General features: G+C 46.5%; 21 protein-coding genes. 4 read left to right on the plus strand and 17 right to left on the minus strand.

Annotation, left to right across the window (positions count from 1 at the left end; all coding sequences use genetic code 11):
• Positions 1-242: 242 nt before the first annotated feature.
• A complete protein-coding gene (locus MHB84_RS05885; RefSeq protein WP_076291735.1) occupies positions 243-644 on the plus strand; it encodes a secondary thiamine-phosphate synthase enzyme YjbQ in 402 nt (133 codons plus the stop codon).
• 192 nt (positions 645-836) lie between these two features.
• Here MHB84_RS05885 and MHB84_RS05890 read toward each other — a convergent pair whose 3' ends face one another.
• The 5 genes from MHB84_RS05890 to tkt all read right to left on the minus strand — a co-directional run bounded on the left by MHB84_RS05890 (position 837) and on the right by tkt (position 6,284).
• A complete protein-coding gene (locus MHB84_RS05890) occupies positions 837-1,439 on the minus strand; it encodes a TetR/AcrR family transcriptional regulator (RefSeq protein ID WP_063564400.1) in 603 nt (200 codons plus the stop codon).
• A gap of 5 nt (positions 1,440-1,444) precedes the next feature.
• Positions 1,445-2,077, minus strand: a complete 633-nt coding sequence (locus MHB84_RS05895; protein WP_072734274.1) for a YigZ family protein — start codon at positions 2,075-2,077, stop codon at positions 1,445-1,447.
• 164 nt (positions 2,078-2,241) lie between these two features.
• On the minus strand, positions 2,242-3,597 hold the full coding sequence (locus MHB84_RS05900; protein WP_076291734.1) for a glucose-6-phosphate isomerase: 1,356 nt from the start codon (positions 3,595-3,597) through the stop codon (positions 2,242-2,244).
• 186 nt (positions 3,598-3,783) lie between these two features.
• Positions 3,784-4,101: a pyrimidine/purine nucleoside phosphorylase gene (gene ppnP / locus MHB84_RS05905; protein WP_053781719.1), complete on the minus strand. Its 318-nt coding sequence runs from the start codon at positions 4,099-4,101 to the stop codon at positions 3,784-3,786.
• A gap of 140 nt (positions 4,102-4,241) precedes the next feature.
• A complete protein-coding gene (gene tkt, locus MHB84_RS05910) occupies positions 4,242-6,284 on the minus strand; it encodes a transketolase (RefSeq protein ID WP_076291733.1) in 2,043 nt (680 codons plus the stop codon).
• A gap of 433 nt (positions 6,285-6,717) precedes the next feature.
• Between tkt and MHB84_RS05915 the strand changes: the two genes are divergently transcribed.
• Positions 6,718-7,218 carry a hypothetical protein gene (locus MHB84_RS05915; protein ID WP_076291732.1) on the plus strand — a complete coding sequence of 167 codons (501 nt, stop codon included), beginning with the start codon at positions 6,718-6,720 and terminating at the stop codon, positions 7,216-7,218.
• 79 nt (positions 7,219-7,297) lie between these two features.
• Here MHB84_RS05915 and purU read toward each other — a convergent pair whose 3' ends face one another.
• Both purU and MHB84_RS05925 read right to left on the minus strand, forming a co-directional pair.
• Positions 7,298-8,191: a formyltetrahydrofolate deformylase gene (purU, locus tag MHB84_RS05920; RefSeq protein ID WP_063564406.1), complete on the minus strand. Its 894-nt coding sequence runs from the start codon at positions 8,189-8,191 to the stop codon at positions 7,298-7,300.
• Between the two features lie 22 nt (positions 8,192-8,213).
• The gene (locus MHB84_RS05925) at positions 8,214-9,341 is read right to left on the minus strand and encodes a deoxyribonuclease IV (RefSeq protein WP_076291731.1); all 1,128 of its coding nucleotides are present in this window, start codon (positions 9,339-9,341) and stop codon (positions 8,214-8,216) included.
• A 170-nt stretch (positions 9,342-9,511) separates the two neighbouring features.
• Here MHB84_RS05925 and MHB84_RS05930 point away from each other — a divergent pair, with 170 nt between their 5' ends.
• On the plus strand, positions 9,512-9,982 hold the full coding sequence (locus MHB84_RS05930) for a DUF2621 domain-containing protein (protein ID WP_076291730.1): 471 nt from the start codon (positions 9,512-9,514) through the stop codon (positions 9,980-9,982).
• Between the two features lie 166 nt (positions 9,983-10,148).
• The gene (locus tag MHB84_RS05935; protein ID WP_076291729.1) at positions 10,149-11,060 is read left to right on the plus strand and encodes a TIGR01777 family oxidoreductase; all 912 of its coding nucleotides are present in this window, start codon (positions 10,149-10,151) and stop codon (positions 11,058-11,060) included.
• Here MHB84_RS05935 and MHB84_RS05940 read toward each other — a convergent pair.
• The 10 genes from MHB84_RS05940 to MHB84_RS05985 form a co-directional block, all read right to left on the minus strand.
• On the minus strand, positions 11,049-12,968 hold the full coding sequence (locus MHB84_RS05940) for a DUF6382 domain-containing protein (RefSeq protein ID WP_076291728.1): 1,920 nt from the start codon (positions 12,966-12,968) through the stop codon (positions 11,049-11,051). The two genes, MHB84_RS05935 and MHB84_RS05940, sit on opposite strands and share 12 nt — an antisense overlap.
• 26 nt (positions 12,969-12,994) lie before the next feature.
• Positions 12,995-13,507, minus strand: coding sequence for an A24 family peptidase (locus MHB84_RS05945; RefSeq protein WP_076291727.1), 513 nt, complete (start codon positions 13,505-13,507; stop codon positions 12,995-12,997).
• An 8-nt stretch (positions 13,508-13,515) separates the two neighbouring features.
• Positions 13,516-14,427 carry a pilus assembly protein gene (locus MHB84_RS05950; protein ID WP_445322122.1) on the minus strand — a complete coding sequence of 304 codons (912 nt, stop codon included), beginning with the start codon at positions 14,425-14,427 and terminating at the stop codon, positions 13,516-13,518.
• Between the two features lie 203 nt (positions 14,428-14,630).
• Positions 14,631-16,781 carry a hypothetical protein gene (locus MHB84_RS05955; RefSeq protein WP_083679116.1) on the minus strand — a complete coding sequence of 717 codons (2,151 nt, stop codon included), beginning with the start codon at positions 16,779-16,781 and terminating at the stop codon, positions 14,631-14,633.
• A 57-nt stretch (positions 16,782-16,838) separates the two neighbouring features.
• Entirely contained in the window at positions 16,839-17,504 is a 666-nt protein-coding gene (locus MHB84_RS05960; RefSeq protein WP_256716925.1) for a TadE/TadG family type IV pilus assembly protein, read from the minus strand.
• Entirely contained in the window at positions 17,497-17,685 is a 189-nt protein-coding gene (locus tag MHB84_RS05965) for a Flp1 family type IVb pilin (protein WP_076291724.1), read from the minus strand. Before MHB84_RS05965 ends, MHB84_RS05960 begins: the two co-directional genes overlap by 8 nt.
• Before the next feature lie 12 nt (positions 17,686-17,697).
• The gene (locus MHB84_RS05970; protein ID WP_063564415.1) at positions 17,698-18,567 is read right to left on the minus strand and encodes a type II secretion system F family protein; all 870 of its coding nucleotides are present in this window, start codon (positions 18,565-18,567) and stop codon (positions 17,698-17,700) included.
• A gap of 12 nt (positions 18,568-18,579) precedes the next feature.
• On the minus strand, positions 18,580-19,341 hold the full coding sequence (locus MHB84_RS05975; RefSeq protein WP_257219441.1) for a type II secretion system F family protein: 762 nt from the start codon (positions 19,339-19,341) through the stop codon (positions 18,580-18,582).
• 25 nt (positions 19,342-19,366) lie between these two features.
• Positions 19,367-20,668 (minus strand): CpaF family protein, encoded by a 1,302-nt coding sequence (locus tag MHB84_RS05980; protein WP_373561706.1) that lies wholly within the window; start codon positions 20,666-20,668, stop codon positions 19,367-19,369.
• Positions 20,668-21,891 carry a nucleotide-binding protein gene (locus MHB84_RS05985; RefSeq protein WP_076291722.1) on the minus strand — a complete coding sequence of 408 codons (1,224 nt, stop codon included), beginning with the start codon at positions 21,889-21,891 and terminating at the stop codon, positions 20,668-20,670. Before MHB84_RS05985 ends, MHB84_RS05980 begins: the two co-directional genes overlap by 1 nt.
• Positions 21,892-22,045 lie beyond the last annotated feature (154 nt).

The raw sequence follows: 22,045 nt of genomic DNA on the forward strand, positions 1-22,045 counted from the left end.
ATCACACTCGCCACTACGCGGTCAGAACAACCTTCCGATCGCTGTTATCCCCAGATTTCTTTGATTCCCTTTTCTAAAGGGGGAAATCCGTCGATAAAGGCGAACGCTTCGCTTCTTCAGGTTATTTCTGCCCTCTCCGTTATCGTGTAATTGTTATAACATCGTAATACGAGATTTGTTTGGTATGTTGTGGTTAAGGTACAATCTAGAGGACAAAATGTGGAGCAAAGGAGTGGAGCAATATGTTATATACGAAGAATTTATCGACATCCCGACGAGATGAGATGAAGGATATTACGCGGGAGGTAGAGCAGGTTGTCCGTGACAGCGGTGTGCAGAATGGGACTGTATTGATTTATTGTCCACATACGACAGCAGGTATTGCAATTAATGAAAATGCAGACCCTGATGTCAAACATGATGTACTGTTTCGTCTGAACGAAGTGTATCCTTGGAAACATCCCGAATATCGGCATGCTGAAGGAAATACGGCTTCTCACTTGAAATCGATCACAACCGGACCATCACAAACAGTGATTATACATGAGGGCAGATTACTGCTTGGCAGATGGCAAGGCATCTATTTTTGTGAATTTGATGGTCCTCGTCAGCGGGAATATTTCCTTAAAATCATGGAAGGTTAGCTCCATTTCACCTCATTTCTAATGATTCGCCATCCATGGAAATAAAAAACAAACAGGCGGTCCACCCTCTTTTAGGGATGTAACCCGCCTGTCATGGTCTTCTTCGCGCCAAAACTTTCGCGAGACAACGTTATAAAGAATTAATGTTATGACAATTCACCGCCCTGAAGTGTGGAGTGCGACAAAAGCGCCTTATTGGACGCCAGGCTGGTGTTGGAGATTACGGCAGAGTACTTTGACATGAGATAACGCAGCCGATTCAATCTCTGCAAAGGTTAAACGGTCCTGAATATAATACGATATGAATCCGTGCATGGACAAAAACAGCGTACGTGGTACACATTGAATATCCTCTTCCGTACAGCCCTCTTCATTCATGTATTGCCGAATAATAGAGGCAAACAATTCAAAGCATCTTCCTTGCTCCGTACGACAATACGATAGCAATTCCTCATCCCGAATCATGAACATGATCTCGTACTGATACGGATTCTCCAAACCAAAACGAATAAACTCCATCATGATATGCTCCACCTTGCTCACGCCGCCCATGACTGGCCTGACCATGGCTTGCAGCAGCAAATGCCCCAGATGATTGAAATCTTCAACCACGATGGCATAAAACAGCTCTGCCTTTTCCTTAAAATGATAATACAGCGACCCATGACTATAGCCCAGATGCTGGCCGATGCTTCGCATCGAAATGGCACGGTATCCTTTGGTAATAAAAAGATGCCTCGCCGCCTCCAGTATCCGCTCCCTCGACAACTCCTGTTCGACTGCTCTTCTAGCCATATATTTTATTCCCCTTCAATAAAATAAAGCCGCTGTCCCTCCGTGATCCGGGATTGCCCTTGCGTCAAATCTGTGATCCAGGCCACAAATGCCTCGGTTTCACTATCCGGCGGAAGACAAGTCAACGTAACCTTATCGGTGAACCCAGTTTCACCTGTACGGACTTCCCGGCTCCTTAATTCATTTTCCACTTTGCCCAGCCATGTATAATCCAGTTCAACAAACACTTCACGATGGAGTACTTTGGTAATCGCTTCCCCGGCTTCTATGGCTGCAACTGCTCCATCCGTATAAGCACGAATTAACCCACCGGCTCCAAGCATAATTCCCCCAAAGTAACGTGTAACAACGATAGCCACATTTTTCAATTGCTGATTTTTGATGACTTCAAGAATCGGTTTTCCAGCGGTTCCGCTTGGTTCACCATCATCGGATTGCTTCTGGATCTCATCCCGCTCACCAATCATGTATGCGGAGCAGTTATGAGTAGCATTCCAATGTTTTTTCTTGATTTCATCAATAAAAGCGTTGGCTTCTTCTTCTGTCGTGACCGGCATAATGTGACCGATAAATCGCGACTTTTTGATTACAATTTCCAGATTGCCCGGTCCTCGAACCGTGCGATAACGTTCAATCATCCCTATCCAACTTTCCACCAATTTGATCCATTTTACAAGAAAGCAGTTCCCCGCGCGCACGCGGACGAACTGCCTTGGTTTAACATCCGGGAAACCATTGCTTCACAATGACTCCCCGAATGTAATTACATTACCTTATTTAACTATATGAGCAGACCGATGAATTATTCGGAAAGTCTCGCTTCAAGCGCTGCTTTCTCTTCTTCAAAGCCTGGTTTGCCCAGCAAAGCGAACATATTTTTCTTGTAAGCTTCCACGCCTGGTTGGTCAAATGGATTGACTCCCAGTAGGTAACCACTAATGCCGCATGCTTTTTCAAAGAAGTATACCAGATATCCGAAAGAATATGGAGACATATCTGGAATGTTCACAATCAAGTTTGGTACTTGACCATCTGTGTGTGCAAGCAGTGTTCCTTGGAACGCTTTTTTGTTAACAAAGTCCATCGTTTTACCTTCAAGGAAATTCAGACCATCCAGATCATCTGGATCCGCTTCGATCGAAATATGCTCCGATACTTCAGCAACCTGAATCACTGTTTCGAAGATGTTCCGGCTACCCTCTTGAATGAATTGACCCATGGAGTGCAAGTCAGTCGAGAAATCAACGGATGCAGGATAAATCCCTTTATAGTCTTTACCTTCACTCTCTCCGTAAAGCTGTTTCCACCATTCGGATACAAAGTGCAAGGAGGGCTCGTAGTTCACGAGGATTTCTGTTCCTTTACCTTTGCGATACAGTGCGTTACGAACAGCTGCATATTGATAAGCTTCGTTCTCAGCTACGTTCGGGTTGCTGTATTCTTTGGAAGCGTCAGCCGCACCTTGCATCATTTCTTCGATGCTGATGCCAGCGGCTGCGATTGGCAGCAAACCTACAGCCGTCAGAACGGAGTAACGTCCACCTACATCATCCGGGATAATGAAGGATTCATAACCTTCTTCATTCGCCAGTTTTTTCAGTGCGCCGCGCTCTTTATCTGTTGTAGCATAGATACGTTTGCGAGCTTCTTCTTTACCGTATTTTTTCTCCAGTGCTGCACGGAAGATACGGAAAGCAATCGCTGGCTCCGTTGTTGTACCGGATTTGGAGATAACGTTAACGGAGAAGTCTTTGCCTTCAACCAGATCCAGCAAATGAGTTACATACGTGGAGCTAATGTTGTTTCCTGCAAAGTAGATTTCAGGCGTTTTGCGTTTGTCTTTAGGCAGATTGTTGTAGAAAGAGTGCGTAAGCATCTCAATCGCTGCACGTGCACCAAGGTATGATCCACCAATACCGATAACGATCAGTACTTCAGAATCGCTTTGGATTTTAGCAGCAGCTTTTTGAATACGGGAGAACTCTTCTTTGTCATAAGCGGTAGGCAGGTCGATCCAGCCCAGATAATCCGATCCGGTTCCCGTTCCGTTGTGGAGCTGCTCGTGAGCCAAACGAATCGGTTCAGCGAAATAGTCCACTTCATGCTGATTGACGAATTGCAGGGCAGTGCTGTAGTCAAACTTCACTTTTTTTGCCATGATCTATAAAACCTCCTGATATCGGTAGCGTATTTTTTTCCGTTTTCCATTCTAAACAACTTAGCCTAAGGATACTTCAAATCCACAGGGCTGACAAGCTTGCAGCACGAACTTTGTCGTTAGAGTTTAAGAAGCAAAAAGGGTTAACCGAATCCGCGTGTCGCGGTTCTGGTTACCCTTCTTGTATTATTCCGCCGGGTACGAACAGCAGTAGTCGGTAACGCTGCGTATCTCCAGTTTAAATTTGGATTCGGCAGGCACGTGGAACGTAGCTTGACCTTGAATCTCTTGCCAATCTTCTTCTCCGGGAAGTAATACTCTCAGATCGCCGGACAGAATCTCCATAATTTCACGGGAATCTGTACCGAACTCATAACTGCCTGGAAGCATAATACCCAGAGTCACCTTGCTGCCATCCCCCAAAATAACTGTTCTGCTCGTTACCTGGCCCTCATAATAAATGTTGGCCTCTTTCACTACACTGACTTGATCAAACTGTGACATGCGTACCCGCTCCCCCTGAAGTTAATAAAAACAAAAGGCAAAACAGATCAGGGTGGTTGTCCACCCATTCTCTGCCGGAATTCACTTGCTGCTCGGCAGGACAGAAATTAACTGTCCCTCCTGCAGCATTTTTCAAGCAATTACAGCAATGCTTTTACGCGACTAACCACGTTTTCCACAGTGAAGCCATACTCTTGGATAACACGGTCGCCAGGCGCGGATGCACCAAATGTGTTGATTCCGAGAATGTCGCCTTGGTCGCCGACATATTTTTCCCAACCCATTGGGTGAGCCATTTCAATCGCCAGACGAGCTTTAACATCTGGAAGCAGGACGGATTCTTTGTACGCTTTGTCCTGTTTCTCGAATAGATCCCAGCTCGGCATGCTGATTACACGAACTTGGATGCCTTGTTCAGCAAGTGCTGCTTGGGCTCTGACAGCCAGTTGCACTTCGGAACCTGTAGCGATGATTTGGGCAACAGCTTTGCCTTCTTTTGCATCAGAGACAACATACGCACCACGTTTCACGTTTTCACGGGAACCTTCAACGGTACCTTCCAGAATCGGCAAGTTTTGACGAGTGAGTACGAGTGCAACCGGGTTGCTCTTGTTCTCAAGCGCATAAGCCCATGCTGCAGAAGTTTCATTACCGTCAGCCGGACGAATAACTGTCAGGTTAGGAATGATACGCAGGGATGCCAATTGCTCGATTGGTTCGTGAGTAGGACCGTCTTCACCAACAGCGATACTGTCGTGAGTCAGTACGTACGTTACAGGCAGACCCATCAGGGCAGCCAGACGAACAGCTGGACGCAAGTAGTCTGTAAATACGAAGAATGTACCTCCGAATACTTTCACACCACTGTGCAGTGCCATACCGTTCATTGCTCCAGCCATACCGAATTCACGGATACCGAAGTAGATGTTGCGACCGGAGTAATCTTCAGGTGAGAAGTTCTCCAGGTTGTTCAAGTGAGTCATTGTGGAGCTTTCCAGGTCAGCAGATCCACCTGTCAGTTGTGGCACGTTATGAGCCAAACCGTTCAGGGCATTACCGGATGCTACACGAGTGGATACAGCTTTGTCTGTTGCTGCATATTTAGGCAGATCGCGATCCCAACCTTCTGGAAGGTCGCCATTGATTGCCGTTTCGAATTGAGCTGCCAGCTCAGGGAATGCTTTTTTGTACTCAGCAAACTTCTCGTCCCATGCTTTGTTTGCAGAGATACCACGATCTTTCACTTGTGCAAAGTGTTCGCGAACTTCAGTTGGAACGTGGAAATCTTCCTCGTAAACCCATTTGTAAAACTCTTTAGTCAATTTGGCTTCGTCTGAACCCAGTGGAGATCCGTGAGTACCGCCGTGGCCGCCTTTACCTTGTTTGTTCGGGCTACCGTAACCAATTACAGTTTTAACTTCAATCAGTGTAGGACGAAGCGTATCTGCTTGACCTTCCTCAATTGCTTTTTGGATTGCAGGCAGATCGTTACCATCTTCAACACGCAGCACTTGCCAGCCGTAAGCTTCAAAACGCTTCGCAATGCTTTCAGAAGAAGACAGGTTCAATTTACCATCCAAAGTGATGTCATTGGAGTCGAACAACATGATCAATTTGCCCAGGTGCAAACGTCCAGCCAGGGAAGCTGATTCATGGGATACGCCTTCCATCAAGTCACCGTCACCACAGATTGCGTAAGTGTGGTGGTCGATTACGTTGAATTTGTCTTTATTATATGTTGCGCTCAGTTGAGCTTCAGCCATAGCCATACCTACAGCCATTGCAATACCTTGGCCCAGTGGCCCAGTTGTTGCGTCAACGCCTGCAGTATGTCCGAATTCCGGGTGACCCGGCGTTTTGCTTCCCCATTGGCGGAACTGTTTCAATTGTTCCATAGGCAGGTCATACCCGCTCAGGTGAAGCAAGCTGTACAGCAACATGGAGCCATGTCCTGCGGACAGAACAAAACGGTCCCGGTTAACCCAAGTTGGGTGGTCCGGGTTATGTGTCATCGTTTTTGCAAAAAGTTGGTACCCCATTGGAGCAGAGCCCATAGGCATTCCCGGGTGTCCGGAATTTGCCTTCTCGATTGCATCAATCGCCAGTGTACGTACGGTAGTGATCGACAGGTTGTCGATGGTGTTGTTCTCTTCCTTTTGAATCGCTTCGTTCTTGTCAGTCATGGTTTGTCCTCCTCATGTCTTTAGATAAGTCGGGTTGCGCAAGCGAATCCCTCTCATCATACAAGCAAACCGAATTTCACAATAAGTGAATCCGCTTGAGTGTTTCATTTTGACTTATTCACTTTTGTATTGTATCACTTGGCGTGAAGGTTTTCCATAACCTTCTTTTAGAAGATCGGGAAAATTCGGCTGTTTATGACGAGGAATTTGCTTCCAGTTGCGTAAAAAGAGTGTCCTACTGAGCATTTCAGCATATCTTCTAGTTCAGCCAGCATCGCAAATCCATCGGATGAAGTATAACCTTTAAGCGGAAAACCATACTCTTTTTAGATATCGAAGTTGATTTTGCATATAATGGTCCTTGATCATGATTGGAAAAATCGGATTTTTGTGTACATCAGGCTGTACTTCATATGGAAAGGAGGATTCACATATGCCGAAACATTTGGCTAAGTCAACAAATTCGCTAAAGCACATATTACCCTGGAAAGCCGGGATTTTAACAGGTCTTACATCTGGAATGGTGCTTGGGTTCTTTTTAAAGGCTATTCAGACTTACACTGGTGAAAAAGTCTACACCTTGCTTCTGAACATTGATTTTGTTCCATGGCTTCCGCCTACATTACCTGAATACATCGAATTTATGCTACATCTTATCGTTTCCATAATTTTTGGTATCTTCTACACATGGTGGATTCAGCGTTCAGGTTATCCTATAGCCAAAGGCGTCCTGATCGGCATTATCTCTTCCCTGCTGTATATCCCGCTCTCCCAGCTGTCGAGCCGTGTGCCTGATCTATATGATATAAATGCGATACTTTACTGGCTGGCAGGGCATCTGTTATTTGGCGTGGTCGTTGGGGTATGCGGTCATCTGTGGAAGCATAGCCAGAAGCAAGACCAAAAAGGCGATCCCCCGTTCAGACATGAATAGGGAATCGCCTTCTCTTTTTTCGGATTAGAACTGAACTATATCTTTCCGAATCAACCTTGCGCAGTATTAAAGCATTAGCTTAAAACACAACGGTTTTATTTTCATGAACCAGTACACGATCTTCAACATGCCATTTCACAGCACGAGCAAGAACTACACGCTCAATGGTACGTCCAATGCGTTTTAACTCAGTTACATCATCCCCATGGCTTACACGCTGAACGTCCTGCTCAATGATTGGTCCGCCATCCAGCTCTTCCGTAACATAGTGAGCCGTCGCACCGATAATTTTGACACCTCGGTTGTACGCTTGGGCATACGGTTTACCGCCAACAAAGGCAGGCAGAAACGAGTGATGAATGTTAATAATACGATTGCGGTAATGCTCAATGAACATCGGAGAAATGATCTGCATGTAGCGCGCAAGAATAATCACGTCGATATCATTACCGATGACGTCCAACTGACGTTGTTCCGCTTCCTTCTTCGTATCCGCTGTAACCGGAATATGATGATAAGGAATGCCAAATGATTCTACATAATCCTTCATATCCAGATGATTGCTCACAACAAGCGCGATGTCTGCATCCAGATCGCCAGCCTGCCATTGCCACAACAGCTCAACCAGACAGTGATCCTCCTTGGATACAAAGATAGCAAGTTTCTTCTTGCGGCTAACCGCAGAAAGACTCCAATCCATTTTGAAACGGTTTGCCACTTCTTCGAAATCAGCTTCCAGCTTAGGCAGGTTCAACGATAATTGTGGAAGATCGAACTCAATCCGCATAAAAAACATGCCGCCAGCCGGGTCCATTGTGTATTGGTCCGACTGTACAATGTTTGCACCATGCTGGTGCAAGAAATGGGATACTGCGGCAACAATTCCCGGTCCATCCGGACAGGAAATGAGCATCCGCGCCCGATCGGCGCGGTTTTTAACATCAGGGCGTACTTGTTTAGCGTGAATCTCCATCGGGTTATTTTTCCTCCTTCAACTAGGCCGTGACAAAAATTTCTTTGCCTGCAAGCCAGGCGATCAAACGATGATTCAGTTGTTCTTCATTCAAATGCGGGAACAATGCGGCTTCAGCCACGAGGTCATACAGACGTTCCAACGGCTCACGTGGATCGGCTTTCTTCGCTTTGGCATCATTCTTGAGCAATGTCCAGATATCCAGAACATATGAACGGGACTCAATCTCTTTTCCTTTGAAGAAATGATGCAATTGTTCCACTTCAGTCAGGAACTCAGGACCAAATCGACCAGCAACATCCCCGCGAAGCAATGCAATCTCTGCTTCATACATAGGACGCTGAGTTTTGGCTTCTTTACCAATCCAAGGCGTTTCCAAAATAAACGGACGCCCTTGAAGAGCCTCGTGATGCACGATACGGTTAATCGCATCAAAACCAATCCAGCCGGATCCAATCGGTGTATGACGGTCCTTGTGCGCACCCACAGGGTTCTTACTATCATTAATATGCATTACGGCAATGCGGTCAAGCCCTACCGTACGATCAAATTGTTCAAGAACACCGTCCAAGTCGTTCACGATATCATAACCCGCATCGTGAATGTGACATGTATCCATACACACAGTAAGGCGTTCATTGTGTGTGACCTTCTCCATGATCTGAGCAATTTCTTCAAAACTGCGGCCCATTTCAGTTCCTTTACCAGCCATCGTTTCCAGAGCGATATTCACATCCGTCTCCTTCACTCCGTCCAGCACTTCATTCAAGCCTTCAGCAATACGTCCGATGCCGTAGTGAGCATCCTTATCCGTAAATGCGCCGGGATGCAGCACGATATTTTTGACACCAATCGCATGTGTGCGACGAATCTCTTCCTGAAGGAAACTTACGGCTAGCTCATACGTGTTTTCTTTGTATGATCCTAGGTTAATAATGTATGGCGCATGGACAACGATATCTTCCATTCCGCCCTCTTGCATCGCAAGCTTGCCTTCCTCAATAAACATGGACTCAATAGGCTTGCGGCGGGTATTTTGCGGTGCACCCGTATATATCATAAACGAACTGGAACCGTACGAGGACGCTTCCTTCGTTGCACTCAATAATCCCTTGTCCGAAAAGGACACATGGGAGCCGATTTTAAGCATCATTAATCCCCCTTTTTCTGAATTATCCCTTATTCTAACGCGATTATCGAAATAAATCTAGAAATGCGCTATAATTCGGGATATAGGCTATTTTTTACAGCTGTAATTTGGAACATGGGTGGGCGGAATCCGTCTTTCCGTGAAAATCAATAAACCGAGGTGACTCCGCAATGATTTTCGGCTCCTACGCTTGGACGTTTACTAGTAGTTCCCCCAGCAATTGGTTTATGAACACGATCGCATTCTGGACCGTTCTTTTGCTTGGAAGTATGTGTGTTGGCGGATTTTTTATGATGCGCAAGTTTTTGAAAGTGCTTCCGAAGGCAGACGGGAAGTCCAAACTCGATTGGCAGAACCACTGGGTTGAAACCAGCCGTCATTTATGGACAGATGAAGCAAAAGCTTTTCTGGACCAACTTGTAGAACCTGTTCCCGGCCCATTTCGAGATATCGCCAAACATTCCATCGCAGCAGAAATCGGCAAAATTGCGTACGAAAATAATGCACCTGAAGTATCCAGAGATCATTGCATTAAAGGATACATTATAGCCACACCGAAGCGGGATAATAAGTTTCTGGTGAAATTTCTGGAGAAAAACCAAATTGACTATTCGCCTTATAAACATTTGATGAATAAATAGATCAATGAATTCAGCCGAACCGAACATTAACATGTACTAGGCTTACATATTCAAACATGCTCCGTCAGGTAAGTTATACCCAGCAAGGTAATGCTTACCGCCCGGGGCTGTTTGTCGATCCAATATTACATGTTAGCATAGTCAAAATAACAAGGAGGTCGCCATGATGAAGATTGCGATTTGCGGAGGTACCGGTTTTGTCGGAGGAGCACTCGTTGATTACTGGCTTCAGGCAGGCCATCATGTGAAAGTTATTACACGTAAATTGCCGAATTTACATAATCCCAGCCAAAACCTTACTTATATCTCATGGGAACAGGTAGAGGAACAGCCTCATTTGCTGGAAGGAATGGATGCCTTGGTGAATCTCGCCGGAGAAACGTTGAATCAACGTTGGACAACCAAAGCGAAACTGGAGATCGTTGAATCCAGAGTGACTACAGTAGCGCGCGTAGCCAAATTGGTAGATTCGTTGGAACACAAACCGGAGGTTGTCGTACAGGCTTCTGCCATGGCGATCTATGGGACCTCTCCCACAGAAACATTTGATGAGAGCAGTCCTCAAAAATCGGTGAATTTCCCATCCCGCGTTTCTCAACAATGGGAAGTTGCTGCTGATGCCATCAAACATGTGAGACTCGTGAAAATCCGCGTTAGCCTCGTGCTTGGTCATAAAAAAGGTGCTTTTCCATTAATGAAACTGCCTTATATGCTTGGTGTTGGGGGCAGGGTGGGAAGTGGCAAACAGTGGACCAGTTGGATTCATATTATGGATATTGTGCGTTTGATTGATTTCACGATCCAAAATAAAGAAATCTCCGGTCCGGTGAACGCCTCTTCGCCCAACCCGGTAACCAACGATGAATTCGGACGTACGGTAGGCAAAGTGTATAATCGTCCGCACTGGTTCCCCGTACCCGGAATTCTGATCAAAACACTGGTCGGTGAACTCTCTGTCGTGCTGCTTCAGGGACAGCGGGTTATCCCACAAAAAGCGTTGGATCACGGATTTCAGTTCACCTTCCCTACATTAACCGATGCATTGGAAGATCTAAAACACCGGGGTCTATCCGACTGATCGATACGTGTAAACAGACTCAGCCAACGTAAAGGTATCTCCATCTTCCAGTGGATATTCTTTGTACGGAGCAAGAACATCGCCTTTGAGAATGGTTCCATTCACAGAACCCAAGTCCTTAATAACATAGCCGGATTTGTTCCGGCTCAATTCCACATGAGCACGGGACACACCGGTTGCTGAATCTACCCACTGGACCATGTCCGCCGATCGGCCAATAACAAACGATGCTCCACGGACATCCATCCGTTCATTTTTGTCCCCTGTTGCTGATCTACGTTCAAGATAAAAAGAAGGTGCTACTGGACCTGCTCCTGTAATGCTTCCGCCAGCAACACTTTGCAGGTTTACAGTTGCATCAGCCGCCGCATGATGACGGACAAGTTCCGATGTTGCAGCCATGGATTCGACAGTATGCTGAACAAAAGGTTCATCAGATACTTCAGATGGTACATGTAGATTTTGAAAGCGAGAATTCCCTGCTACAGATGACCTAGATTCAAAAGAATGCCCCCGTCCTGATTCAGAACTTTGCATATCACCAGAGCTCTGTTGACTCGTGTAACCTTGTCCATAGGTGTTACCTTCTGGTGACATTTCAGATGCATTCCAACGCCAGCTCTCCTGAAACATCTCTTCTTCGCTTTCTTTCTGCTTATCTTTGCCTCTTCCCAATCCAAAAAAAGCAGATCTCTTATTGGTAGAGCCCTCTTGTAAGTCGCCATCTGTATATTCTTCATTCGGCATCTTTCTGCGTAGCAAATTGGATTTCGAATTTCCGAATTCCCCTTTGGTCACCCATACCCAACCCGCGATCCCAAGCAACCCAGCACTTAATGCTGCAGATAGAATCATTTGTGTCTGCCCTGGTTGCTCCATATAGATGAATCTCCATACCAGCGCCATGGCAATCATACAGCCCAGAATGATATAGGTCGTTTTGGAAGAATTCTGCTTCTTGTCCTTCTCATCCTTTTCCATATCATCGTCCTGTATTGAATCAAACGTTTGGCGCTGTGACGGATTCGTCGTAACACCTTTCGCTTGCAATGAGGACTCTATCAGTGAACGTCTGCCGGAAAATCCTGAAAAGGGTTTGTTAAGTGGTTTTTCATCCTCCGTTCTAGATTCCCTCGGTTGATGATTTGATTTCAACTGCTGCCCAGCTTCGTCATTTCGATCCAACTGACGATACTGATCTTGCCCATTTCTATTGGAAAATAGATCATTTCCCTGCTCTGGAACTGCAGAAAGTGGCATCCCAAATTGACTGTCAATTGTGCCGGATGACCCGCGTGAAGACATAAACGATGCCTGGCCTGAACCACTCTGCTCATCTGCATATAATTCAAGCAAAAGTTCACGCAGTTGTCTGATATCCCATTGTTCACTGTCACATAGTTGAAGGACACGCTGAATTCCTTCGCCCTGAAGTTCCTGAACATGGGCCATTAGCCTAATAACCAGTTCGCGGAATTGCTGAGGGGTCGGATCGACCTCAACTGCATCGATAATCGGGATGTATACTAAACCGAGTTCCCCCAGTTCAAGTGAACCATTAATGAATATGTACTCTTCCTGAATCTGTAATTGACGTGAATCCAACATATATTGTCTACATTCCGTAAACGTATCTGCCAGCTGAAACAATAGACCATATAACACACGCAGCTTCATTTTTCCTGATTTCAACATTTGAGGTAACATCTTATATCCCGAAATATCATATTGTAACGTTACATTTCGGTCTACCTCTCGAAAATGAACGGGAAGAAGACGGGGAATTTGATTGGAAGACAACATACCCATCTGTACACGGCTCAGTTCGTCCATTCGCAGCCCTTCCGCTTTCTCCAAAACCATAAATGATCCGCCGTTTCGAATGAAATCTCTCGTTAATCCATACATGCCAATCCTCTCTTTCCATTGCTTAGTTAAGTCATGTAGATATAGGCGCTAATGAATCCCGGCAATACGGCCAGCATAAAAGGAAACTTCAGTGACTTTTCCTGATTAACCAGTTTGAGCGAACCAAGCATGAAGAAACCAGCAAGATTTCCTGCCATGCCACGAATCCGCTTCGCTGAATCCCTGCGAAATAAGAGAATGACTAATCCAATTGCCCCTGCGTACAAAACGGAGTAAATAATAACGTGAACACCAAAGGCCAGTCCTGTCCAAGCTCCAATTCCTCCAAACAATTTTACATCTCCCGCACCCACTGCGCCGATTAGATACATTAGAAATAAGACACCAAACCCCATCGCGAATCCGGCTGCGGAGAACAAAAAACCCTCCCATCCTCCCCAGATGATATGGGCCAGCACTCCCGCGACAGTCACTGGTAAGGTTAAACGATTTGGTATTTTCATCGAACGAACGTCTGTAACAAAAGCAGCAATCACATACAGACTACAGGCCAGGTAAAACCACTCCACCTCCACCATCTCCTTCCTTATTTTCTGGAAGCCACATTAAACTCGGTCACCGTCTTGGCACCATCCGCAGTCTCTACCACAAATGTCCATGTGCCTTCCGTTGTACGTGTACCAACAAACCAGTTCCACTCAATCACACCATTTTCGTCAGCAGTCGCCCACCCGATATGTTTGGCTGAACTTTCACCGGACTTGTAAAATATCGTTAAGTTAGCTGTAGCTCCGGGCTCCACTTGAACCTTAATTGTCGCGTTGTTGCCTATGTATGCTGGCTCCGGCTTGGATAGTACGGTTGCTGCTCCAGCTGAATCCGTGTCTCCCCCACTACTGTTGGAGCCTTCTCCGGTATCTCCAATCCATACCCGTTCTGCCGCAGCCGCTTGAATGCGTAAAGACTTCCCTAGAAAGGGAACTTTAACAGGCAATTCATAGCTCAATTCAAGCCTGAAGTAAGGATTCGTTTTATTTTTGAGATCAGGTATGGAAACACCATTAACATGCACTCGCTCTACATCCAGTACAGAAGTATTGATAAAAGGCTCAAGCAGCGGTTTAACGGTCGGATCAAGAACAGTCTCAAGAACAGATGTCTTGATCTCCTGTAACGGTTGTTCACCTCTTGCAGCAGCTGCGCGTACCCAATCACTTAGCGGCTCCGGCAGTGAAGAGGCACACTCTTCGGCCCATTCCGTCAGTGAAAGCTCCGGTATTTTCCATCCACTCTCCGAGCCTCCACTACCTGCGGAATCAGAGGGGCTGAATACAAGAGAGACCGGATATATTTTCGTGGATAACTGCTTTACTGCCTCTCCTGCCGTGCTCTGCAATGCTGTCGATACCAACGTCATCTGTACGATGTACATGAGGAACATGACAAAGAACAGGAATACAGGCAAAACCAGTGAGGCTTCCAAAACGATGCTGCCCATTTCCTTTTCTGATGAACCCGTCTTTTTTGGAGAACCTTCTTTTTTTGGAAAACACACTTTCGAAATAGAATGTATTTGCTCAGTCAGAAACTTCATTCTTTCCAGTCTACGCACTCGTGTAAGTCGACTCTGTAATCGTGCCAATATTTTTTCCTGCTGATGCTGCTTATCCATAATCCCTCCACCGAAACGATCCAGATTACTCAATAGGAATAATCGGCCTTTCGATCAATGAAAAATCGCCCATCTTCTACCTGATCTTCACTACCCATGACAGCGCCTATACTTCTTGTGACTCCTGGTAAAAACCACAATTTAATACTGCTGCGCATGTTTCCTGAAGCGTATGTCTGCTTCTCTTCCGGATTCACGCCGGTATTCAATCGGATCAAAGCCAACATTCTGGACATTTTGCGTTCATTGTTGCTATGCATTAATAGGAACAAACGCAGATGGTCCCTGTATGTAAGCTTGACTTTGATATATTTGGACAATTCCACACTTCCGTCTTTAGCCAGTTTCACCATATCTGCTATAGCGTTTGTAATTCCGTATAAAATTGCAGCAGATAATACAAGTAGTGGGTTCCCCAGCTTGCTATTCTCAATTAATCCTTCTGCAGTTCGAATCGCCAGACGCATGCCAAAGATCTCCGCATATGCAGCAGCAATGTTCCCCGAAGGATTATGAAAACCATATACGATGTACTCCAGTTCCTGATTCTCCAGTTTGAACACTTCACCAGCATCTCCACTACCTTCAGTCCAGTTTAGCAACTGCCCAAAATCCATTGAGTTGAAATACGCCAGTGCATACTCATTCTGAAACAATTCATCGCCAAGACTATCCAGCAAATTGGACATTCCTCCGAACAAACTGTCCATTCCGTTCATGGCGTTACCACCGGAGTCATATGGATCGCCAGCAATCTCTGCCTTCTTGGCTTCCTCACGGCTCGCTTGGTTAAAAGTTATGTTGGCGTTGTAGTACTCCTCCAGCTGTTTGAAGGCTTCCATGGAGCCGGAGCTCCCCTTTTCGATTTGTGATAATATGCGTTTAACATCCTTCAACTTCCCTTTGGATTCTTTATCATTCGCTTTGCGCTGGGCATCGGATCCACGACCGCTTTCCAACAGCTGTTTACTTTGGAGAATGACATTGGAAGGTCCACTCCTTACATAAGTATCCATGTATCGTTCCGTGACCTGACTAGCCTGTCTAACCGCTGGTTTAATGGAGACACCACTCATTACTGTAACCGAACGAAGCTGCGTATTAAGCTCCATACTGTCATTTCTGACATTGGTAAAATCCGAATTTTGAGAGCGTACATGTGCATTTAACTGTTCGAATAGTGTGTCGGCTCTTACAAGTTCCGAAGCAAGGGAGCGTGTACTCTTGGCTTCACTTCCCGATCCGGTAGACGGAGGGCTCGTCCCAGGCAGCGTTGAGTTGCCTACTTTTTCGTAACTGGCATTCTGTGAACGGTTCTCCCCCTCAGCGATTACCCGCTTCATTTCCTCATTGATTTTGCGAGCTTCTTCAATCTTGACTTGGGCTTCCTCCAATTTTGTCTGGTGAGCCTGCAATGCTGGTTGTATGATCGTGCTGATGCCTGTCGCCACATTCCCTACGCCTGTTCGATAACGAGCCAGCTCTAACATGTACTGTTGCTGGTTGAATGGCAGTCCCTCATCCATTTGTTTTTTGTTAAGATAATCCGCATAACGCGCCGCTACTTCGGCAGCTGTCTCTGGCGTATCTATTAACATCTCATCGTAAATGGCAGAGGAAGGCGGATTCATGATCAGTGCGGGCAGACCCTTCAGCTTATCGGCTGATTCCGTCTGATTGGCTATTGCTTCGTCTAGCAATTCCTCCCGTTTGTCATACAGTTTTTGTAATTTTTTGAGCAGATCCACAGTATGAGCAGCTTCTTTCATCTCTTCTGACATCGGCTTAAAACGGTTGACCACTTCCAGGGTAAAATCAACCGGCGCACGATATTTCATATCCTCCTGGATCTGGCGATTAAAAATATCGTATCTGCCCAGTTCACGCCCCATGCTTAGTGAAGTCGTATCCCATTGGATATCCAGAATGGGAAACCCATCTTTCACAGCCGAGGGCTTCACACTATCATTCAGCACCTTGGCCATAATGGACTCACCACTGCTGTCACCGTATCCAAATAGACCATACTCCCGCAAGGAAGTATCATAGGCTGACATCACAGATCTCATAGCCGCATGCGTCATTCGTTCTGCCTGTACTTTGAAGGCAGCGATACGTGCATAATCAATGAAAATGGAAACAAACATAAAGATTCCAGCCAAAATCAAGATCAAGAACACGGTTACGGCTCCAGATTCACCGTCTTTTTTTCTGAACAGTGTTTCCTCCTCCTCTCCTCATTTTTTGGTTTTGCCAAAATGTTCTACAACCTGTCCCGCTTCAGCGGCAGTACTGGATGCGGCTCCGCCCTTGCCTTTAAACTTGGCTGCATAATAACGGACCAGATCCACCGTTCGGATAAATTCCGTCGGTTCTACAACTGCAGATGAACCTTGTGTTAGCACATTGTTACCTGAATCAAACAAAAAAGAAGGCAGCGGTAAAGAAATCACCTGCTCCAGCTTGGTTGTAACTTTTCGTTGGATCAGCGAGTTCTGGTATTCAATTGTCCCGTTCATGCCAGAAGGCATGCCTTGTGCTGCTTGGGACAGCTTCTTTTCCGATAAACTTCCACCTTCTCCTGCGGGTACAGACACAACAACCTCATTGTCCGCTCCCGCCCAACCAAACAGTGCTCCGAGCAATCGATCATCGGTCAGTCTCCAGTACAAGTTGTCATGTTCCCCAGCCACAACTTCACCCGTCATCGCCTGCTTGTAGCTGTTGTCCCAGCTGTAGGCGGCACGTTCAGAAGCTGCATACGTATGTTGGTTCAGAAATGTCTTCTGATACATGTACATGGAGAAAAATAAAAGCAACACGAGAATAAACAACACAATAGGGAAGACCAGGGAGGCTTCAATGGTGAAGCTCCCTTCTTCCTTTTTGAATTTTTTACTCAAAAAACTCATTACTCCTATTGCTCACATTCGTTAACAGTCTTTCTACCAATTTTTTAATTTGATCCTTGAATATTAATGCAATAATGATAATAACGCCGATGATCAGAATCAGCTCCAACGTACCAAGCCCATCCTCTTCCTTCCAAAATCCAGTTGCCTTGCTTTTCATCAATTCCAGCATCCCCAATTCCTCCTACATATTCATCATCATAAAAGCAGGTGCCCCGATCATCACCACAATCGAAAAAAAGATCAGTACCATCGGAAACACCAGTTTGGAAGAAGCCTGTTCTCCCTTAGCCCGACTAACAGCCTTTCGTTTCTCCCACAACACATGGGACAGATCACGCAGCGCCAGTACAAAGTCACCTCCCCCTCGCCGGAAATTCAGCAGCACTGTTGTTGTAAAAATCGTCACTTCCTGTACACCACAGCGACGACTGAACTGTTCAAAGGATTGTTGAAACGAGTAACCGTTGTTCCAATCCCCGACCGTCTTTCGCAGCTCATTATAGAGAGGATGATTCCGTTCTCCCTGACTGGCTACACAGTGAACAATTGCACGCTGCACCGTTTCTCCCGCACCAACTAGCAGAACAATTCGGTTCAATAACTCTGGTAGCTCCATGAGTATGTCCTGATCTCTTCGCTGTACTTTGGTGTTAAGATCTTTGTAGAGCGCAAAGGGCAGTGCAGCACCGAGTGCCAATCCACCTACCATACCCCCAAGCCCCATGTCCCCAACGAGCGCCAGAAGGCAGCCTACGAGCAACATCAGCCACGAATAAGTCAGCATCTCAGCACAGTAGAGCATCGTTTTCTCTCCACTATGCTGTATGCCATACATTTTCTGAATGGCATGCTGCATACGGAACATGAGCACAGGCAATCTGCGGCCCACCTCGAACTTGTCCAGTAAAAACAAAAAGGGGCCATGCAGCTTCTTCAGACGTATTCCTTCCATATCCAGTTTGCGCAAATGTCGGTAGGTCTGCCCTCGCGTTCGATCAAGCACCAGCCACCCTGCTCCGAGCACCCCTCCGAAAATAACGGGAAGCAGCATCGTGTCAGCTCCTTATACTTTGATATCCATAATGCGTGTAATCCACAAATAACAGCAGGCAAGTAACGCCAATGCCCCGCTGGAGATCATATATCCCATCCCGCTGTATAACGGCTCCATAAAATCCTTGGCCGTAAAGTTTAGAAAAATCAGAAAAATAAATGGAGCGGCAAACATCACTTTAGATTCAAACTTCTTCTGTGCCACCGCTACCATGATGTCCTGCTGAATATCCAGCTTCTCACCAATTACCGCCGAGGTTCGCCTTACCACTTCGACCAGATCTCCACCCGTTCGCTTACATGTGATGAACACATCGGCAAAGTTTGTGATATCCTCAATTTTGGCCCGATCCGAGAAGTCTTGCAGCGCCTCTTCAATGGGCTGACCATATTCCATCCGCGTCCTCAGAATGGTGAATTCACGAATGAGATCTGTATCCGCTTCAGGATTCAGCATGCGCAGATCCTCCACGGATTCCTTAAATCCATTCTCTACTGATTTTCCCGCAGCCAGCGCGGAGGACAACGCATATAATGCCTGCTTAAAATGCAAACTGAGAGTCATTCTTCTTCGTTCCAGCAGTACTTTTGTCCAATGTTTTGGTACCCATATACACCCCGCAGCCAATATCAATCCGGCCAACCAGTGATGATAGAATAGAATACCGACACCAAAGAACAACAAACCACTAATCAGCATGCAGCCCATCCGCTGCCTCCGGGATAGCGTATACACGGTGTAGTCCGTTAACGCCTGTCTGGCCTCACCCAACTTCATCACCTACCCATAAAAACAACTAATTTACGTTGTTATCTGATTCAATTAACTCATCGCTATTGCGTTCTATGTACTCTTTCAACCATTCCCCTAGCCCAGCCATCTGAATTTTATCCACTTGTCTCAGCGTTCCAACTTGCACGAGTCCGCCAATAATTTTGCCTTCTTTTTCTTCGATTTCCTGGAAACGAAACAGTGAATTGAGCAGCACTTCTCCATCCTGCATGCCAATCACTTCACTAATCTCGGTCACCCGACGTGAACGGTCCCGCAGCCGGGATAAATGTACAAAGATATCAATGGCCGAGCTGATCTGCTGCCGGACAACCGCGATGGGAAGATCCGCTCCACTAAGCACCATGGTCTCCAATCTGCTGATCATATCGGAGATCGTGTTCGCGTGTCCGGTAGACAAGCTTCCATCATGTCCAGTGTTCATGGCCTGCAACATATCCAGCGCTTCTGCGCCACGTACCTCACCAATGACAATTCGATTTGGACGCATCCGCAGGGATGACTTGATCAAATCCCGAATAGATATTTGCCCCTTGCCCTCGGTATTCGCATTGCGCGTCTCCAGCGATACCAGATTGGGTACGGTGACAATCTGCAATTCAGCAGAGTCCTCAATCGTGATGATCCGTTCATCCGCCGGGATAAACTGAGATAATGCATTTAGGAAAGTGGTTTTCCCCGACCCGGTTCCGCCGCCGATAAAAATATTGTATTTGCTGCGCACCAACTGCTTCAGCAACTCTGCCGCTTCCTCATGCAGGGCACCTTTACCAATCAGATCGGACATCTTCATCGGTTCACTCGGGAATTTCCGAATCGTCATGGTTGGACCCTTCAACGCAATCGGAGGCAGTACGATATTAACCCGCGAGCCGTCTTTCAACCGCGCATCCACGATTGGAGAAGACTCATTCACAATCCGGTTCACCCCGGATACAATCATCTGGATAATGTCTTCCAATCGTTCCCTGGACTCGAACTCCAGCGTGATCTGTCTGACCTCTCCTTCTTGCTCAACGAAAATTTCCCGGTGGCTGTTGATCATAATCTCCGTAATTTCGGGATGATCCACCAAGGGTTGTAGAATATCCAGGCCTCGAAAGGAGTCGAATAACCGCTGCACCAGCGTATGACGCTCCCCGGAGGTCAGATCATTCAGTTTCGGGTCAGAAAGTACTTTACGCTCGATTCCCTGCCACAGTTCTTCGTCTCCCGCAGAAGAAGTTAAATCCAGGCCTTCCCTGACCTCACGACGCATGATCTGAAACTGCTCTTCACGGTCCAGTATCATCTTGGATGAATCCATCATAGTGACCACCCATCACCCTTCTGGATCCGTCCTGTCTGCTTCAGTTCTTCTTCCCCATCCTGTACGATCATGGCGCATAGCCTCTTCACTTCGCGTTGAAAAATCGGTGAGCTGAGCATCACTTCCTCCTGACTCAGCTGCTTCCAGGAAGGGATATACGGCAGCACTCCATCCAAATGCAGATCAGGTCTTGGCAAAGCATTGATGACGCTGTCCCGATACTTGTTGACAATGAAGCAGGCACGATCCAGTACACTTTCATGCAGATCCGGCCACGTACGCTCCATGTGCTGAATCCATTGACCCCAGCGGTGCATGGAAGAGATGTCATCCTCCACCAGCCACACGAATGCATTGGAAGCATCGAAAATCCCCTCACTGCGTCCATCCCAACCTGAGTCCCCATCCAGAATGAGCACATCATATTGCCCGCAGTCCGCAAAATACCGAATAAGGCTCTTCGTATCCTCACGGGACATTTGCAGCAATTCCTTCCGATTCGATAATGGCCAGAATACATCCGACTTCAGCACTTCGTGACGAAGTACATATCCGTCCACCCCTTTTGAGGAAGACTGTGCTTGTCCCTGTTTGCCCGATTCCTTCCTGCCCACCTTCAAATCGTAAAGAAGACGTGACAGCCCTGTTTCTGCATCGAGTGTACGCTGCCCACTTCTAGACAGAGCTTTCTCCAGAAACGGCATCGAGCTATCTAACGTCTCCAGATTGAGATACAGAACAGCATATCCTGCAAGCCCAAGCTGCTTCGCCATATGCATCGCCACCGCAGTTTTGCCACTCCCGCCGGAAGCTGATACAACTCCAATAGAAAGTGTCTCCTGTCCTGGACGATGGGTTTTCTTCCGACGCGGCTGCCGACAAGCATTAAGAACAGCATCCATCAGCGTAGGCAATGGTTGATATTTCATCAGCCGTTTATCCTCATCCACCTCATCTAATCCTTCACTAAGCATCAACCATGGAATACCCGAGGTTTCGCCACCGTGACTCAGCCAGCTGTTCAGAAATTCCGGTTCCGCAATCACCAGGTCCGGCAGTTCCCTGCCTTCCTGTTCGTTCATGTGATCCCTGAACGCTTCCCATTGTGAAAAGGCGGTAAATCGTATACTGGAGCCGGACGGGCTGCCTTGTACAAAATCAAGCCAGGCGCTGATATACTCTCTGTCTTTAGAAGCCAGCACTGCCTTAAGAACAATCAATTCTTCTCCCCTCCCTGCAAAAAAAGCACAAAAAAGCACCGTCCAATAACCGCAAAAATATGCAGTGTATGGACGGTGCTTCCGTCACGTGCTATGAATGTATGGATAATATAGCATACAATTTCTGGAGGAGCAAGGGATTTATTCTACTTCA

Origin of the sequence: Paenibacillus sp. FSL F4-0087 (genome assembly GCF_038020215.1) — a bacterium.
Classification (GTDB): domain Bacteria; phylum Bacillota; class Bacilli; order Paenibacillales; family Paenibacillaceae; genus Paenibacillus; species Paenibacillus taichungensis.